Annotated in this window: 11 protein-coding genes; 7 read left to right on the forward strand and 4 right to left on the reverse strand. The window is 70.7% G+C overall.

Going from position 1 to position 17,079, the window contains the following annotated elements; translation table 11 throughout:
• Positions 1–34: 34 nt before the first annotated feature.
• The 5 genes from ACFWPS_RS01610 to ACFWPS_RS01630 all read left to right on the forward strand — a co-directional run bounded on the left by ACFWPS_RS01610 (position 35) and on the right by ACFWPS_RS01630 (position 7,942).
• Positions 35–478, forward strand: a complete 444-nt coding sequence (locus ACFWPS_RS01610) for an SRPBCC family protein (protein WP_383699651.1) — start codon at positions 35–37, stop codon at positions 476–478.
• 155 nt (positions 479–633) lie between these two features.
• Positions 634–3,024: an MFS transporter gene (locus ACFWPS_RS01615; protein ID WP_383699653.1), complete on the forward strand. Its 2,391-nt coding sequence runs from the start codon at positions 634–636 to the stop codon at positions 3,022–3,024.
• 220 nt (positions 3,025–3,244) lie between these two features.
• On the forward strand, positions 3,245–5,692 hold the full coding sequence (locus ACFWPS_RS01620) for a SpoIIE family protein phosphatase (protein ID WP_383699655.1): 2,448 nt from the start codon (positions 3,245–3,247) through the stop codon (positions 5,690–5,692).
• A gap of 169 nt (positions 5,693–5,861) precedes the next feature.
• On the forward strand, positions 5,862–6,587 hold the full coding sequence (locus tag ACFWPS_RS01625; protein WP_383699657.1) for a class I SAM-dependent methyltransferase: 726 nt from the start codon (positions 5,862–5,864) through the stop codon (positions 6,585–6,587).
• Between the two features lie 128 nt (positions 6,588–6,715).
• A complete protein-coding gene (locus ACFWPS_RS01630) occupies positions 6,716–7,942 on the forward strand; it encodes a hypothetical protein (RefSeq protein ID WP_383699659.1) in 1,227 nt (408 codons plus the stop codon).
• A gap of 57 nt (positions 7,943–7,999) precedes the next feature.
• Here ACFWPS_RS01630 and ACFWPS_RS01635 read toward each other — a convergent pair whose 3' ends face one another.
• The 4 genes from ACFWPS_RS01635 to ACFWPS_RS01650 are packed head-to-tail and all read right to left on the reverse strand — an operon-like array spanning position 8,000 to position 14,247.
• Complete coding sequence (locus tag ACFWPS_RS01635; RefSeq protein WP_383699661.1) at positions 8,000–10,063, reverse strand: trypsin-like peptidase domain-containing protein; 2,064 nt, start codon at positions 10,061–10,063, stop codon at positions 8,000–8,002.
• A 1-nt stretch (position 10,064) separates the two neighbouring features.
• Positions 10,065–11,918, reverse strand: a complete 1,854-nt coding sequence (locus tag ACFWPS_RS01640; protein ID WP_383699663.1) for a peroxidase family protein — start codon at positions 11,916–11,918, stop codon at positions 10,065–10,067.
• Entirely contained in the window at positions 11,915–13,846 is a 1,932-nt protein-coding gene (locus tag ACFWPS_RS01645) for a GMC family oxidoreductase (protein WP_383699665.1), read from the reverse strand. Before ACFWPS_RS01645 ends, ACFWPS_RS01640 begins: the two co-directional genes overlap by 4 nt.
• Complete coding sequence (locus ACFWPS_RS01650; protein ID WP_383699667.1) at positions 13,843–14,247, reverse strand: hypothetical protein; 405 nt, start codon at positions 14,245–14,247, stop codon at positions 13,843–13,845. Before ACFWPS_RS01650 ends, ACFWPS_RS01645 begins: the two co-directional genes overlap by 4 nt.
• A gap of 676 nt (positions 14,248–14,923) precedes the next feature.
• On the opposite strand from ACFWPS_RS01650, the gene ACFWPS_RS01655 reads away from it, so the two are divergent.
• Together ACFWPS_RS01655 and ACFWPS_RS01660 are read left to right on the forward strand one after the other, a co-directional pair.
• On the forward strand, positions 14,924–15,757 hold the full coding sequence (locus ACFWPS_RS01655) for a M55 family metallopeptidase (RefSeq protein WP_383699669.1): 834 nt from the start codon (positions 14,924–14,926) through the stop codon (positions 15,755–15,757).
• Positions 15,750–17,054: a M20/M25/M40 family metallo-hydrolase gene (locus tag ACFWPS_RS01660; RefSeq protein ID WP_383699671.1), complete on the forward strand. Its 1,305-nt coding sequence runs from the start codon at positions 15,750–15,752 to the stop codon at positions 17,052–17,054. The genes ACFWPS_RS01655 and ACFWPS_RS01660 overlap by 8 nt, the downstream gene beginning before the upstream one ends.
• Positions 17,055–17,079 lie beyond the last annotated feature (25 nt).

Genomic DNA, 17,079 nt, shown 5'->3' on the forward strand with positions numbered 1-17,079 from the left:
GCAATCCCGAGAACTCAGGTGCTGGAGGAAAGCGATGGCGCAGGTCGAGGCCACTACGGAACGGGTCGTCGCCGCGGACGCGGAGACGGTGTTCGACGCGATCGCCGACTACAGCGGCACGCGCGCGAAGCTGCTGCCCGAGCACTTCAGCGAGTACGAGGTGCGCGAGGGCGGCGACGGCGAGGGCACCCTGGTCCACTGGAAGCTCCAGGCCACCAGCAAGCGCGTCCGCGACTGCCTCCTGGAGGTCAGCGAGCCCACGGACGGCGAGCTGGTCGAGAAGGACCGCAACTCCTCCATGGTCACCACCTGGCGCGTCACCCCGGCCGGCGAGGGCCGGTCCAAGGTCGTCGTGCACACCACCTGGCAGGGTGCCGGCGGTATCGGCGGCTTCTTCGAGAAGACCTTCGCGCCCAAGGGCCTCGGCCGGATCTACGACGAGGTGCTCGACAAGCTTGCTGCCGAGGTCGGGAAGTAACCTCCCGGGGATCCAGGCCTGTTGGCCCCTCACCGGTTCGAGTGGATCTCCGGCTCGGCCGTTCTCGTGCCGTAACTCGTCGTGCTTGCTCGCAGTTGTCGCCCTATGGGAAATAAGGCGGCAATTGTGCGCAGGCGCGACGAGGGGAGCGGTACGTGGGCGGAACGACGCTGGTGCAGTACGAGGAACCGGCCGCGGCGCCCGCGGACGCCCCCGTGCCGGAACCCGCCCCGGCCTCCGGACTCGGGCCGCGCCGCACCCGGTTGGTGTTCTGCGGGCTGATGCTCGCCCTGCTCCTCGCCGCGCTGGACCAGATGATCGTGGCCACCGCGCTGCCGAAGATCGTCGGCGAGCTGCACGGCCTGGACAAGATGTCCTGGGCGATCACCGCCTACCTGCTCACCGCCACCGTCGGCCTCCCCGTCTACGGCAAACTCGGCGACCTCATCGGCCGCAAGGGCGTCTTCCAGTTCGCGATCCTGGTCTTCGCCGTCGGCTCCGCGCTGGCCGGACGGGCGCAGAGCATGGACCAGCTGATCGCCTTCCGCGCCGTCCAGGGCATCGGCGCGGGCGGGTTGATGATCGGGGTGCAGGCGATCATCGCCGACATCGTGCCGCCCCGGCAGCGCGGCCGCTTCATGGGCCTGATCGGCGCCGCCTTCGGCCTCGCCTCCGTCGCCGGGCCGCTGCTCGGCGGCTACTTCACCGACCACCTCTCCTGGCGCTGGTGCTTCTACGTCAACGTGCCCTTCGGGCTCGTCACCCTGGCCGTCATCACCGTCGTACTGAAGCTGCCGAAGCCCCGGCCCCGCGCCCGTTTCGACGTGCTCGGCGCCCTGTTGCTCGCCGCCGCCTCCACCTGCCTTGTACTGCTGACCAGTTGGGGAGGCACGGAGTACGCGTGGGGCTCGCGCGTCATCATCGGGCTGGGGGCCGGTGCGGTGGTCGCCGCCGGGCTGTTCCTCGTCGTCGAGCACCACGCGGTCGAACCCCTCATCCCGCTCCGGCTGTTCCGGGACTCCGTCTTCAACGTGAGCGGTCTGGTGGGACTGGTCGTCGGCGTCGCCCTGTTCGGTGCCGCCAGCTATCTGCCGACCTTCCTGCAGATGGTCGACGGCGCCTCGGCGACCGAGTCCGGGCTGCTGATGCTGCCCATGATGGGCGGGATCGTCGGCGCCTCGATCATCGCGGGGCAGCTCATCAGCCACACCGGGCACTACCGGATCCACCCGGTGCTCGGCGGGGGCCTGTCGGTGGTCGGCATGTGGCTCCTGTCCCGGCTCGAAGTCGGCACCCCGCGCTGGCAGTACAGCCTCTGGATGGCCGTGCTCGGCGCCGGGATCGGCATGGTGATGCCGGTGCTCGTCCTCGCCGTCCAGAACTCCGTACGGCCCGCCGACCTCGGCACCGCCACCAGCGCCAACAACTACTTCCGGCAGATCGGCGGCAGCGTCGGCGCCGCCGTCTTCGGCACCCTCTTCGCCGACCGGCTCACCGACGCCCTGCACAAACGTCTCCCCGCCCACGCCGGCGCCCGCCTGCCCGACCCCGAGTCCCTCACCCCGCAGCTCGTCCACGCGCTGCCCCCGGCGCTGCGCGACGCCTACATCCGCGCCTACGCCGACGCGATGCCCCGGATCTTCCTCTACCTGGTCCCGGTGCTCCTCCTCGGCCTGCTCATCGCCTGCTTCCTCAAGGAGAAACCGCTGGTGTCCCACCCCATCGCCGAAACGGAGTCCGGAGCCGTGAACGCTCCGATCCCGCAGGCCCGGTCGCCGCACACCGGCGCCGGGATCCCCGTCTGCGGCACGGTGCAGCATCCCGACGGGACCGTGGTGCCGCGCGCCGCGCTCACCCTCATCGACGCCGTCGGCCGGCAGGTCGGCCGGGGCGCCAGCGGCGAGGACGGCCGGTACGCCCTGGCCACGCCCGGCTCCGGGTCGTACGTCCTGATCGCCGCCGCCGGCGGGCACCAGCCGCAGGCCGTCACGGTGACCGTCGGCGAGCGGCCCGTCGAGCTGGACGTCGTCCTCGGCGGCGCCGGGCGGCTCGCGGGCAGCGTGCTCACCGCCGACGGCACACCGGTACGGGACGCCACCGTCACCCTCACCAACGTGCACGGCGAGGTCGTCGCCAGTGTGCGCAGCGGACGAGAGGGCGGCTATGTCATGAGCGAGCTGGTGGCCGGCGAGTACACCCTCGCCGCCAGCGCCCCCGCCTTCCGCCCGGCCGCTCTCCCGGTCACCGTCCAGGCCTCCCGGGAGACCCGGCAGAACGTCGAACTCGCGGGCGGCGCCGTGCTGAAGGGCACCGTCCGGGCCGGCGGAGGCCGACCCGTGGAGGACGCGCGGGTGACCTTGCTCGACGCCGCCGGGAACGTCGTGGACACCCACACCACCGGCGCCGACGGAACGTTCCGGTTCGTGGACCTGTCCTCCGGCGAGTACACGGTCATCGCCGCCGGTTACCCGCCGGTCGCCACCGTGCTCCAGGTCGCGGGCGGCGGCCGCACGGAACGAGATCTCCAGCTCGGCCACGAGGACTGAGCGAGGACTGAGCGAGGGCTGAGCGGGAGGACCGGGTGCGGACCGGGCGCTGATGCGGCGAACCCGGTTCGCGCACCGCACAGGGGCGCGGACCTGCGCGTCGGTGCGATCCGGTGAAACCAATTCCAGGATTGCCACACATCGCAACCGGCGGCCACCGTACGGTAGTGACGGGCGGCACAGATCTTTTGCGGAGCCGTGGGGAGAGAGGGCCTGGGCCATGGACCATGGCAGCGAGCGGGACGCACATCCCAGCCTCGATGCTGGGGACGGCGCTCCGGGCCGCATCCCCCTGGCCGTTGTCGTCGTCGACCGTGACGGCCAGGTCTCCCACTGGAGCACCGGCGCCCGGCGGCTCTTCGGCGCCGCCAAGGAGGACGCCATCGGCCGTTCCGTCCTCGACCTGCTGCCCGTCTCCGGCGCGCTCCCCGATGACGACGAGATCACCCCGTACGGCGCCTACGCGGCCTACGACGGACTCGGCCCCGACCTGGAGTCCTCCCTCGACGGCAGGCTGAACTTCCCGGCCGCCGGCCGCGCCCGGCTCACCGTCCCCGACCGCGACCGCGCCGATGTGCTCTGGTGGGCGTATCCCCTGGTCGGCCCCGGGAACGAGCGGCTGCTGGTGCTCGCCGCCGACGCCGAGCGCCTGCGCCGGTCCGAGCGCGACGAGGGCATCGCCTTCGAGCGCATCGCGCCCGGCTTCGCCCTGCACACCGACTTCCCCGGCGCCGAGGAGCTGGCCCGCAGGCTCCCCGAGATCCTGCCCAGCATGAGCGTCGACGAGAGCGCCCGGATCGTCGCCCAGGTCCTCGAACTCGGCTACCCCATCCTTGAGTTCAGCCAGAACGACCGGGTGCCCGTGACCCCCGACTGGGGCGTCGCCCGGCGCACCGAGCGGATGGCCCGCCGCGAGCGTGCCGCACAGGTGGCCGCCCAGGGACTGCCGGTGCCCGTCGAACTCGCCGACGACGAGGGCGAGGACCTGGAGTACGCGGCCGTCCGGGAGCGCCTCGAATTCCTCAACGAGGTCAGCGGGAAGATCGGCACCTCGCTCGACCTGTCCCGCACCATCGTCGAGGTCAGCAGAGCCGTCGTACCCCGCTTCACCGATGTCGCCGGCACCTATCTGCGCGAACAGGTCGTGGCCGGCGAGGAGTTCCCGGACGGCGTCCCGGACACCACCACCATGTGGCACCGGGTCGCCGTCGAGCACACCGACGAACCCGGCCGCTGGGACGACGTCATCCCGGTCGGCGAGGCCATGCCGTTCCCGGCGCACACCCCGTTCTTCCAGTGCATGACCACCGGCCAGCCGGTCCTGGTGCCGCGGATCAGCGAGGAGATGGGCCACGCCATCGCCTCCCAGTTCGAGAAGCGCGACATCCGGCCGCTGATCACCGGCCGCTCGATGCTGGTCGTACCGCTCAAGGCGCGCACGGTCGTGCTCGGCTTCATGATCCTGCTGCGCCATCCCGAGCGCGAGATGTTCAACGACATGGACCGGGTCACCGGCGCCGAACTCGCCGCCCGCGCCGGACTCGTGCTCGACAACGCCCGCATGTACACCTTCCAGGAGAGCGTCGCCGAGACCCTCCAGGACAGCATGCTGCCGCACATCCCGCCGCGCATGGCGGGCTGCGACATCGCCACCCGGTACCTGCCGGGCACCCTGCTCGGCCGCGTCGGCGGCGACTGGTTCGACTCCGTGAAACTCCCCGGCGCCCGCACCGCCCTGGTCGTCGGCGACGTGATGGGCCACGGCCTCAACTCGGCCGCGATGATGGGCCAGTTGCGGACCGCCGTCCAGACGATGGCGGCCATGGACCTGCCGCCCGCCCAGCTCCTGCGCAACCTCGACGACCTGGCGCAACGCCTCGGCGACAGCTACCTCGCCACCTGCCTCTACGCCGTCTACGACCCGATCGAGGGCGAACTGCACCTCGCCAACGCCGGCCACATCCCCCCGGTGCTGGTGCGGGCGGTCGACGGGCGCAGCGAACTCCTCGACCTGCCCACCGGGGCGCCCATAGGCGTCGGCGGGGTCGCCTTCGAGTCGCTGCGGGTGCGTGTCGACCCCGGCGACCGGCTGGTGATGTGCACCGACGGACTGGTCGAGATGCGCGGCGAGGACATCGGCGTCGGCCTCGCCACCCTCTGCGAGTCCGCCGCCCACCCGGCCGCCTCCATGGACGACGCCTGCGACACCATCATCCGCGCCCTCAACACCCGCGGCGGCCGCAAGGACGACGTCGCCCTGCTGATGGCCCGCCTCAACGGCATCGAGCCGGAGGACGTCGCCGAATGGCGGCTCGCCCTCGACCCGGCCGAGGTCCGCCGCGCCCGCGCCGCCGTCCGCGAGCAACTCCACGACTGGGGCCTGGCCCGGCTCGCCGACCCCGCCGAACTCATGGTCAGCGAACTCGTCACCAACGCCGTACGGCACTCCCACAGCCGCCCCGTCCAGCTCCGGCTGATCCGCGGCGAGACCCTGCTGTGCGAGGTCGATGACGACGACCACACCCTGCCGACCCTGCTCAGCACGGCACCCGGCGACGAGGCGGGACGCGGCCTGCGGGTGGTCTCCACCCTCGCCCGGGAGTGGGGCACCAGCCGTACGGCCGCCGGGAAGACCGTCTGGTTCGAACTCACCGCACGGCGCCGCTGACCCGGGTGCCGCCGACCCCGGCGTGCCGCAGGCCCAGGGGGGCGCACGTCCGTCGAACGCGGGGTGAAGAACGCGCCAGGCGCTTGTGGCCGTAACCGGCGCAGGGTAGACCGTACTGGCCCGTCACTTACGACGGGTCATATGCGGCTGCATCCTGGGGAGTTGGGCCATGAGCGTGACGAGTCGGTACCGCAATGCCTGGGAGAGTTTCTGGCGCGAGGCGTCCGACGAGCCGGGGGCGGTGTTCTGGGACGCCGAGCCGGCCGTCACCGCCGCCGTCCACGTCGCTCTCTTCGAACCCCACCTCACCGACCCCGGCCTGCCCCTGGTCGACCTCGGCTGCGGCAACGGCACCCAGACCCGCTTCCTCGCCGACCGCTTCCGGCACGTCCTGGGCGCCGACATCGCCGAGTCTGCCCTGGACCACGCCCGGCACGCCGACCCCGCCGGACAGGCCGGCTACCGGGTCCTCGACGCGGCCGAGAAGAGCGAGGCCGAGGCACTGCACGCGGAGCTCGGCGACGCCAACGTCTACATGCGGGGCGTCCTGCACCAGTGCGAACCCGACGACCGGCAGCCGGTGATCGACGCCGTCGCCACCCTCGTCGGCAGCCGCGGCCGGGCCTTCCTCGTCGAGCTCTCCGAGGCCGCCCGCCCCGTCCTCGGCGGCCTCGCCCAGAGCCCGTCGGGCCCGCCGCCCAAGCTCGCCCCGGTCTTCCGGCACGGCATCGCCCCCGGCGAGGTCCCGGACGCCGCGGTCCCGGAGTACCTGCGCAACGCCGGCCTCACGGTCCTCGCGAGCGGTGAGCTTCCCCTGACCACGACCGAGTCCACGCCGGACGGCGAACTGATCGTGCTGCCGTCGAGGTGGGTGCTGGCAGGGCGGGAGAGCTGAGGGACAGCACCGGACGGCGGCCGACCCGCCGGGCGCACGGTGGCCCAGGCATGACCTCGCCCTTCTTGACGTGCACCTGTTGGCCGGCCGTCCTACGCTGAGGAGGGGAGACTTTACTGGAGGTCGGGATGACCAACGGGAAAGCCTTCACGGGTTCGGAAAGCACGAAAAAGCCCAGAGGGAGCGTCGCTGTTTTCATACTCGTGTGGATCGCTTCGCTCATGCTCAAGCGCGCGCCGACGCCAGACGGATCGAAGTGCGATCACCCCTGCGAGCCGACCCGAAGAAAGAACGTGGCTCAGCTTCCCAGATTGCCCAAGGAACTGTTCAGGGCTCATAGAACAGCCTGGCGCGAGCGAGCTGCCGCGCGCGTTCTGTTTCTGGAACAGCAGGCAGACCGTGAGAGGTGCCGAGGGGTTGCGGACCGGGCTGAGCAATGTCGGCGAGAAAAGACACTGGAGGGGATCGCGCGGCAACTGAAGGAGGCAGGGCGCGCCATCTCCGCACGGCGCCGCCTCTTCTCCGGGGCCGCAGCCCTGGAGAGGACCTGGGCCAATGTGCGCGCGACCGACGTGATGCTGCTCACGCTGTGTGCGGAAGAAGACCTGCCTGGCCGAAGCGCCGACGTACTGAGCCACGTTGAACAGCATCTGCGCCCGGTCGACCCGCTTCGGATACAGGTGAGTGCGGCCGCGGAGCGCATGGGGACGAAAGGACCGCTGCCGGGCGACCGCGGGCTCCTCGCCCTCGCTCTGAGCGCCTCGTACGACGCGCTGGACGCCGAATACAGCAGAGTTCGCAGCCTCAGCATCATTCTGCGGGTTGCGACCTTCTTCGTTCTCCTCGGCGCGGCTGGGCTCGCAGTCTGGGGCTGGTACTGTCCCGATTCGCTGAACATGTGCTTCCTCCCCGGGGGGAAGAATTTCGCCGCATGCCCGTCCGGGGAGGTTCCCCTGAAGCAGGGAAACGTTCCGAGCGACTACGCACAGCGAGTCGACGTGCTCGTCACCGAGGCGGCAGGACTGGCTGGTGCAGCCCTCACGGTCATTGCGTCCCTACGCCGGATTCAGGGGACGAGCAGTCCTTATATGCTGCCGCTTTCGGCGGCCCTGCTGAAATTCCCCACCGGGGCTCTGACCGCGTTCATAGGAGTGCTGCTCATCAGGGGTGCGTTCATTCCAGGTCTGAGCGATCTGGATTCCAGCCCGCAAATAATGGCCTGGGCCGTCATTTTCGGCGCTGCCCAGCATCTCGTGACCCGCTTCGTCGACGAACGGGCCCGCGAGACGCTGTCGGACGTGGGACGCCCGCCCGCCGACCCGGAACCGGACGGCCCGAAGACCGCGAAGCCGTGAAGCCGGCGCGAAGCCGTGAAGCCGGCGTGGGCCCCCACCGGCGACGGATCGGCAGGCTCAGCCGCCTAGGTGGCTGCCGATCGACCGGGCGACCTCGGCGTGGGCGAGGTACTCGACGATGCTGTGCGCCCGGTCGCGGGCGTTGACGACGGCGAGGTCGGACAGTCCGTCCGCCCAGTCGTCGCCCAGCGGGCATCCGATGGCCACCGCGTCGGTCGGGCACCAGGCGTTGAACCAGTCCGCCACGATGTCCGGACGCTTCGGCCCGCCGACGAGCAGTCTGCTGTACACGCTGTCCAGGCCGAGGGGACTGCCCGCCGTGGTCAGATGGACGCAGTTCACTCCGGGGGACAGCCGGGTGACGAGATCCATGCCGACGACCGTGCCGAGGCTGTGGCTGACGAGCACAACTTCCCCGGCGTCCGGCATCGTCTCCAGTACGCAGTCCAGGACCTCGTCCCGGATGCGCCGGTCGTCGAGATACGCGGCCACGTCACGGAAGACCAGGGCGATGGCCCAGGCATCGAGGTCGCTCCTGGCGGCCAGCCAGCCCAGCCGCTTGTGCAGGGCCCCGACCACGTCGTCCAGGCCGATACTTTCGGTGGCCAGCCGGCCCTCCTGCGGCATGTCCCACTTCCTGGCCGCCTCGCCGATGATCTCCTCGTACACCGCGCGGGCGGTGGGGGTGGCGGGCGCGACCGCCTCCGCCGCCCTGGCGGTCGGCGCCTCGGTGAGGCGGGGGACGGCCTCGTGCGTGGTCAGGGCCTGCACCAACCGGTCGCCGTAGTAGGGGAACCAGACGTCCGCCGGGTCGACCGGAGGGAGCCCGGCGCGGACGAGCCCCTGGTTGAGTCCGGCCGCCCATTCGCGGCGCAGGTTCTCGGGCTCCTTGCCCTGCTGGGAGCGACCGTGCAGAAAGACCAGATGCCGTGCGCCGCCGAAGGCCCCGTCCCGGGCGCGCAGGCCCGCAGGCGCGGTGGCCTTCTCGACGGCCGGGCCCGCCGCCACGACGGCGGGAGCCGGGGCCGTCACCGGGCCGGCGGCGGGAGCCGGAGCCGCAACCGGACCGGCGGCGGCCTCCGCGAGGCGCAGTCCCGACTCCGGACCCATCTCGGCCAGCAGCTCCCGCTGCCGGGGGGTGAGGGGCAGGGCTGCGAGGTGTTTCAGGATGGAACTGACGCGTACGCCCTCGTTGGACACCCAGTCGATGGCGTCGTCGCCGTCACCGGGCTGCCAGACCTGTCCGTCACGGCGCAGGGTACGGCCCTGTTCGTCGGTCCTGGGCACCCCGCTGTGATGGAGCGCGACGACCTCCCACTGGTCGTTGAAGACGGGAGAGCCGGAATTGCCCGGCTCGGTGTCCGTCTTGTAGTGGAGGAAGTCGTCGAGGCGCACCTGGAGCATGTTGTCGCGTACGGCGATCTCCTTGAGGCGTCCCATCGGATGGCCGACGACGTTGACCGGTTCGCCGATCACCAGCTTTCCCGGCTGGGCGCTGAGCCGGTTCCAGCCGAACGTGTCCCCCGCGGGCCGCGGGTCCGGGCCGGGGGCGACCAGCACCAGGGCGAAGTCGAGCCGTTCGTCCGTGACGAAGAACCCGTCCGGGTCGAGTTCCAGCCGCGTCGGCGGCTGGGCCGTGTTGTCGACGGTGACCTGGGCGTCGAACTCCAGGAAGCACTGCCGGGCGGCCTCCGGGTCGGTGAGCACGTGATGGTTGGTCATCAGCAGGCTCGGCGACACCAGGAAGCCGGTGCCGAGAGGCAGCTCACGGCCGTTCTCCCGCACCGAGATCCGGGCGACGGTACGTGCCGCGCGGGCGCCGCGCGGCAGGAAACTCCATGCCTGGAGGTCCTTGGACACCCCGAGGATGCGTTCGTACGCGGCGGTCGGGGCCAGCGGTTCCGCCCGGACGGCCTCCACCACCATGGCGGCGGGCACCGCCTGCCGGTCGAGCAGCCGGGCCGCGCGCGCCGCGAGTGCCTCCTCCGAATCCGGGAAGGCGACCCCGGCGTCCTGCTGCTCCTCGACCGCCCGCCGCTCGTCGCCGGTCTCGTCGTACCGCGCGGCGGCCGCCGCGACCTGGCGCTCCCGTTCCTCGCGGAACCTGTCCGTCGCTGCCATGTCAGGTCACCGTCCTTCCGGCGGTGTGCCACGGCACGAAGGCGTTCGTCAGCCCCGAAAGAGCCGTACGCAGCTCGGGGTGGTGGCGCAGCAGCACCGTGATCATGCTGTTGTCGTCGATCCAGGCCATACCGGCCTTGGAGTACACCTCGGGGGTGTAGTACTCGGTGAAGAAGCGGTCGCTGTTCAGCCGGCGTGAGGCCATCAGGATGAAGATGCGGAACGCCGTGTCGCTGAAGGCGAATCCGGCCGGCAGCTTCTCCGCGTACAGCCCGACCGTGAGGTCGACCTTCTCGATGTCGCCGTCGTAGAGCCACTGGATCTGCTCGGCCCAGGCCCGGTTCTCGGTCAGTTCCAGGAAGTTCGCCGCGGGCTTCAGCCGCAGCAGCCGCCGGAACTCGTTGTAACGGGGGACACCGAATTCCCGGGAGCGCAGGATGTCGGTGGCGGCGAGGTCCTGAAGCTGCCCGTCGGGGCGCTCGAACTCCTGCAGGAACCTGGGGAAGTTGCGCAGGGTGACCAGTCCGGGGTGGAGCGTGCCGAAACTGTAGAGCAGATCGGCCATCCCGGTGGTCTCCATGACCTTCAGCGCCCCGGGGCCCGCGATGTCGCGGAGAGTGCAGTGGCGCAGGCTCGTGTCGTCGGCGGCGGAGCGCAGATGCCACTCGTCGCGGATGAGCGGGTGCATGCGGTAGACGGCCACGAACTCCTCGGTGAGGGAGTACGGGATGCCGTAGTGGTCCGTCTCGCCGCCGGGGATTCCGCTGACGACCTCGCTGTCGCTGATCCGGCCGAAGAGGTCGTGGACGCGCTCGCCCGCGATGCCCCACCAGTTGGCACGCAGTGCCTTGACGGTGGTGGGGTGGCTGATCACGGCCGGTGTCCACTCCACGGTGTGGATCTTGGCGAGGAGCGCGGCGTTGACGAGCCGGGCGCGCTGGAAGAGTTCCTCGTCGTGCCAGGACGGGTACGCGCCGTGCAGGTGATCGCAGATCGCGTTGTGCTCACGGGCGAACAGGTCGTGCATCATGGCGAGGCCCAGCCAGAAGCCGGGGATGTGCGAGGGGTCCTTGGAGGGGTCCGAGGGGACCGGGGACTGCTCGTCGTCCCACAGATGCAGCTTGCCCAGCTTGCCGGCGCGCAGCAGGCGTTGCTCGGTCTCGTTCGTGCCGTAGATCTGCGACGCGTCCCACCAGTGGGAGGACACGTTGACGCGGGTGTCGGGCGTTCCGGCCGGCGCCTGCGGGTCGCGGGTCGGGTCGTCCGGTGTCCGCATGATCCGCATGGGGTGTTCCGGCCACGGGTCGTCGTCCATGAGGGGCACTTCCCAGGGCCGATCCGTGGGGCTGGTCCCGTGGCTGAACCAGTCGCGGACCATGAACTGAAGCCAGGCGGCGACCAGCGAGTTGACCGATTCGGCGGGGATGAGCTCGTCGCGGGTGAGCACCGCGCGGCTGACCTCGCGCGGGTTCGGCGTGGACAGTACGTCCTCGGGTGCGGTCGGTGCGATCCGGTCCAGCGGGATGTTCCGGCCGAAGCGGGTGCCCGCCATGCCCATGCGAGGCTCGGCGAGGTCGTTGTGGCTGCCGTCGGCGGTCCGGTTGACCTTCTGGGTCTCGGAGGGGGGCGCGGGATCGGGCAGATTGACCGAGGGCAGTCGGCCGGTGTCGTGGAGGTTCTTCTGCCGAAGCCTGATGCGCAGTCCGAGGAGCGTCAGCAGGCCAGGAATGACGGGCAGTCTGTCCCAGCCGATGCGCCGGTCCACGTATTCGGCGCCGGCGGTGATGATCCGCCAGGGCAGTGACGTACGGTATCCGGCTGCGGAACCTCGTGCGTCGCGTCGTTGTCTGCTCATCGCGATACTCCTTGGGCGGTGGCTCTGTGGGCGGTCGCGAGGATGACGTCGCTCGCCTTCTCGCTGATCATGTAGATGGGTGCGGCGACGAAGAATCCGGGAATGCGGGGGAAGACCGAGGCGTCGACGATGCGCAGGCGGTCCACTCCGCGCACCCGGAACTCGCTGTCGACGACGGCCGAAGGGTCGTCCGCCCGTCCCATCCGGCAGGTGCAGGACGCGTGGTGGCCCCAGGCCTCGTCCTGTACGAAACGGCGAACGCCGTCGTGGCCGTCGATGTCGTTGCCGGGCCACAACTCCTCCAGAATCACGGAGCCGGCTCTGCGGTTCATCTGGCGCACGAACTCGACGGCACCGGCCATGGCTTCGAGATCCACGGCGTCCTTGTCCGTGCCCTCGCCGAAGTAGTGGAAGTTCACCAGCGGGGTGTCCCGGGGGTCGGTGGAGCGCAGCCGCACCCGGCCCCCGGTGTTGTGGGTGCGGCTCTTGAGGATGGCCCAGGTGAAACGGTCCTTGTGGAGTGTCAGGTCGAGCGAGTAGCCGGGCCGGTAGCCCCGGAAGTCGAAGGGGCCGCCGAAGATGAACAGGTCGGGTGCGTCCAGCTCCGGACGGGACTTGCGGGTGACACCGACGACGGCGCCGTTGGTCGTGTAAAGACCTTCGCCGCGCTGCCAGGCCCGGTAGCAGGGGTCCGGTTCGGTCCCGGGTCGCGGCGCGTGGAAGTCGCAGTCCCTGAGGACCGGGAACTCGCGGTCCATCCGGCTGACCACGCCGACCTCGTACCGGTCCTGGAGATTCGCGCCCACACCCTGGAGGTCGACCCGTACGGGGATGCCGTGCCGTCCCAGCTCCTCACGCGGTCCGATGCCCGAAAGCATCAGCAGCTGGGGTGTGTTGAAGGCACCCGCGGCCAGGATCACCTCACGGGAGGCGAGGACCCGGCGCAGGACCGGCGGCCCGGCGTCCGGCCGGCTCGCGGGGTCGGCCCGGTAGGCGTGCGCGCCGTCCAGGTAGTCGACTCCGGCCGCGGCTCCGTTCCCGTCCAGTACGACGCGGGCCGCCAGCGCGTTGGTCCGGACCACCAGGTCGTCCGGACGGCTTCGCTGTACGGCCTGGACCCGCTCGCGAACGGCGCTGCGCCGTCCGTTCGCCGTGGAGAGGGGGATCTGCCACAGCCCTTGCAGGGCGCGGGTCTGCGCCCGCCAGTCGTTGGGGTCGACGAAGGAGCCGAACCCCTCCAGCGGGGACAGCGGCCGGTCGAGGAAGTCGGCCAGCGCGTCCTCCGCGGCCGAGAGGATGACCTTCAGCAACTGCTTGTCCTGGACGGCCAGTTCAGGGTCGGCGAGGGCGGTCGGCAGCCAGCCGTCGAATCCGTGGCGTGCTTCGTTGCGGTACCGAGCGCCCGTGAAGGGCAGGACCTTCAGCAGCGCGGCCAGCAGCGGATTGGCGGGCGGCTCCTTGGGCCTCGGCCGGTAGGTGCAGCGTTCCAGCCGCTCGAAGTACCGGCGCATGGCCGTGCTCTGCCACGAGGCGTCGCCGGTCTCCTCCGCGATCGCGTCCCAGTCGCGGTTGTACGGATAGACGGTGATCAGCGCGTGATGCGCGGTACAGCCGCCGACCGTTCCGGCACGCGGGTAGAGGATGCCCCGGTCCGGGACGAGTTTGCCGTCGCGCTGTTGCTGCTGCTCGTCGGCATAGTGCCGGACGAAGTAGTGCCAGCACTGGACGGGGTCCTCGGAGGCGTCCGCGTGGAAGGCGGGCACCAGGTAGTTGTCGTTCTCCGGGGCGCCGCCCGCGTCGAGCAGCAGGGTGCGCATGCCCGCGGCGGCGAGGTTGGCCGCCAGCGGTCCACCGCCCGCCCCGGCGCCGACGACGATGTAGTCGAAACCCGTCTCGGCCGGGGAGTCGGCACCTGGCCCTCCCGTCACTTCCGCTTGCCCTTCACCGAGTTGGCGAGCGAAGTGGCGGCCAGGACCGTGTTGGCGGCCGAGATGAGGGTGGTCAGCGCCGCGGTACGCGGGGGAAGCCGACCGCTCAGGCCCAGCGTGGCCGCCGTCGCGGTGTCACTGCCGTGGATCAGGACGCCGTCGCGCAGGTCCTCCCGCAGCCGCTCGTCGCGGTTGGTCAGCAGATCGAGGCCGAGCAGGATCGTACGGATCCCGAAGAGCCGGAAGGCGTACACGGCCGCCGGACTGGGCGGCTCACGACCGGGGTCGAGGCGCCGGATGAGCAGGTCGGGGGCGAGCAGTCCGGTGACTCCGTTGAAGAGCCGGATGCCGGCGAGTGCGTAGACCGAGACAGCGCGAGGCCCGGCTTTTTGGGTGGCCATCATGTCTCCTGACGGTGCTGCGATTCTTGCGGTGACGGGAACCACCGCCGAACCCCCCGACGAGGGAGAAGACACCCCGGAAACACTCCGATTACCACATTATGGTCATCCCGCCTCCCCTGCACCTCGAGTCCCGGGGCTTCAAGGGGGTCTCCGGCGTGTCTCACGCGCTGTAGCGTGACGAGACACGCCAGCGGGCCGCCCGGTCGGTCCCGGTGGATGTCGGCCAGGTCGTCCAAGGGCCTTCGGCCGGCCACTGCGTGAGCAAGAACGCCTTGGCCTTCAACTCACCTCGCTCGACGAAGGAGATGACCTTCCAGAACTCACGGGGGATCTTCACGTCCCGGTAGGCGCGGTCGTCGTCCTGTTCGGAACCTCCCTGATCCCGGGACTGCTCGGCGGCTGGGTGCGCTCCCTCTGGGCGTCTGACCCGCGCTCTTGCGGTGCCTGGCGGTGGGTCGGGTGTGTTGGGGAACGTATGTGGGACTCCAGGTCTGTGGTCTCCGCGGTGCCGAGGTCCGGCAGAGGGCTCAACCCCCTCTCCGCCTTGTAGGAAGTTCCCTCGCCGACGCGTAACGTGGAGCAGCATGAAGATCCCCGTCACTGCTGCATGCTGTCGGAGACTGTTGTCACCAGCCGGACAACAAGTCTCTGACCTGCGAGGGGACGGTCCTGCATGAAGATCCTCATCAGCGCCGACATGGAGGGCGCCACCGGGGTGACCTGGCCCGGCGACGTGCTGCCCGGCGCGCCGCAGTGGGAGCGGTGCCGGCCGATGTTCACCTCCGACGTCAACGCCGCCGTCCTCGGCTTCTACGACGGCGGCGCCGACGAGGTCCTCATCAACGAGGCCCACTGGAGCATGCGCAACCTGCTCCTGGAGCAGCTCGACGACCGCGCCGAGATGATCACCGGCCGCCACAAGACGCTGTCCATGGTCGAGGGCGTCCAGCACGGTGACGTCGACGGCATCGCCTTCGTCGGCTACCACACCGGCGCCGGCATGGAGGGCGTCCTCGCCCACACCTACCTTCCCAACTCCGTCACCGGCGTCTGGCTGAACGACGTCCGCGCCAGCGAGGGCCTGCTCAACGCGCACGTCGTCGCCGAGTACGGCGTCCCGGTCGTCCTCGTCACCGGCGACGACCTGGCCTGCGAGGACGCCCTCGGATACGCTCCCGAGGCCCTCAAGGTCGCCGTCAAGGACCACGTGTCGAGGTACGCGGCCGTGTGCCGGACGCCCGCCCGGACCGCCGCCGACATCCGCGCCGCCGCCAAGGACGCGGCCGGGCTCGCGGTGCGCCACGAACCGGTGACCGGCGGACCGTTCACCATCGCCCTGGAGGTCGACGCCGAGCACCTCGCCCTGGCCGCCACCGTCGTCCCCGGCGTGGAGCAGGTCGGCGAGCGGAAGGTGGCGTACACCGAGGGGACCATGTACGACGGCATCCGCACCTTCAAGGCGGTCACCACGATCGTCTCGGCCGCGGTGGAGGAGCAGTATGGCTGACCAGCAGGCACGGGACGAGGTCGTCCGGTTCACCTCCGAGCTGATCCGGATCGACACCAGCAACTTCGGCGGCGGCGACTGCCGGGAGCGGCCCGCCGCCGAGTACGCGGCCGAGCGGCTCGCCGAGGCGGGTCTGGAGCCGATCCTTCTCGAGCGGACCGCGGAGCGTACCAACGTCGTCGCCCGCATCGAGGGCACCGACCCCGCTGCCGACGCGCTGCTTGTCCACGGCCACCTCGACGTCGTACCCGCACAGGCCGCCGACTGGAGCGTCGACCCGTTCTCCGGGGAGATCCGCGACGGGGTCGTGTGGGGGCGGGGAGCCGTCGACATGAAGAACATGGACGCGATGATCCTGGCGGTGGTGCGGGACTGGGCCCGGGAAGGGGTACGGCCGCGGCGGGACATCGTCGTCGCGTTCACCGCCGACGAGGAGGCCAGCGCGGTCGACGGCTCCGGGTTCCTCGCCGACCACCACCCCGAGCTGTTCGAGGGATGTACCGAGGGCGTCGGCGAGTCCGGCGCCTTCACCTTCCACGACGGCACCGGACGGCACCTCTACCCGGTCGCCGCCGGGGAGCGAGGCACCGCCTGGCTCAAGCTCACCGCGCGCGGCCGGGCCGGACACGGCTCCAAGGTCAACATGGAGAACGCGGTCACCCGCCTCGCCGCCGCCGTCACCCGCATCGGCGAGCACCAGTGGCCGCTCCGGCTCACCCCCACGGTCTCCGCCGCCCTCACCGAACTCGCCGCCCTCTACGGCGTCGAACCCGACCTCACCGAGGTCGACCTGCTCCTGGACAAGCTCGGCCCGGCCGCCAGACTGGTCGAGGCCACCGTCCGCAACAGTGCCAACCCGACCATGCTGAACGCCGGTTACAAGGTCAACGTCATCCCCGGCGAGGCCGTCGCCTTCGTCGACGGACGCTATCTGTACGGCACCGAGGACGAGTTCCGCGCCACCCTCGACCGTCTCACCGGCCCCGACGTCGACTGGGAGTTCCACCACCGCGAGGTCGCCCTCCAGGCACCGCTGGACTCACCGACGTACGCCCGGATGCGGGCCGCCGTCGAGGAGTTCGCCCCCGAGGGGCACGTGGTGCCGTACTGCATGTCGGGCGGCACCGACGCCAAGCAGTTCTCCCGGCTCGGCATCACCGGCTACGGCTTCGCCCCGCTCAAGCTCCCCGAGGACCTGGACTACCAGGCCCTGTTCCACGGCGTCGACGAACGCGTCCCCGTCGAGGCCCTGCACTTCGGCGTCCAGGTCCTGGACCGCTTCCTGCGCACGGCATAGCACGGCACAGCACGGAGTAGCACGG

This window comes from Streptomyces sp. NPDC058457, from assembly GCF_042720695.1.
Taxonomy (GTDB): Bacteria; Actinomycetota; Actinomycetes; order Streptomycetales; family Streptomycetaceae; genus Streptomyces.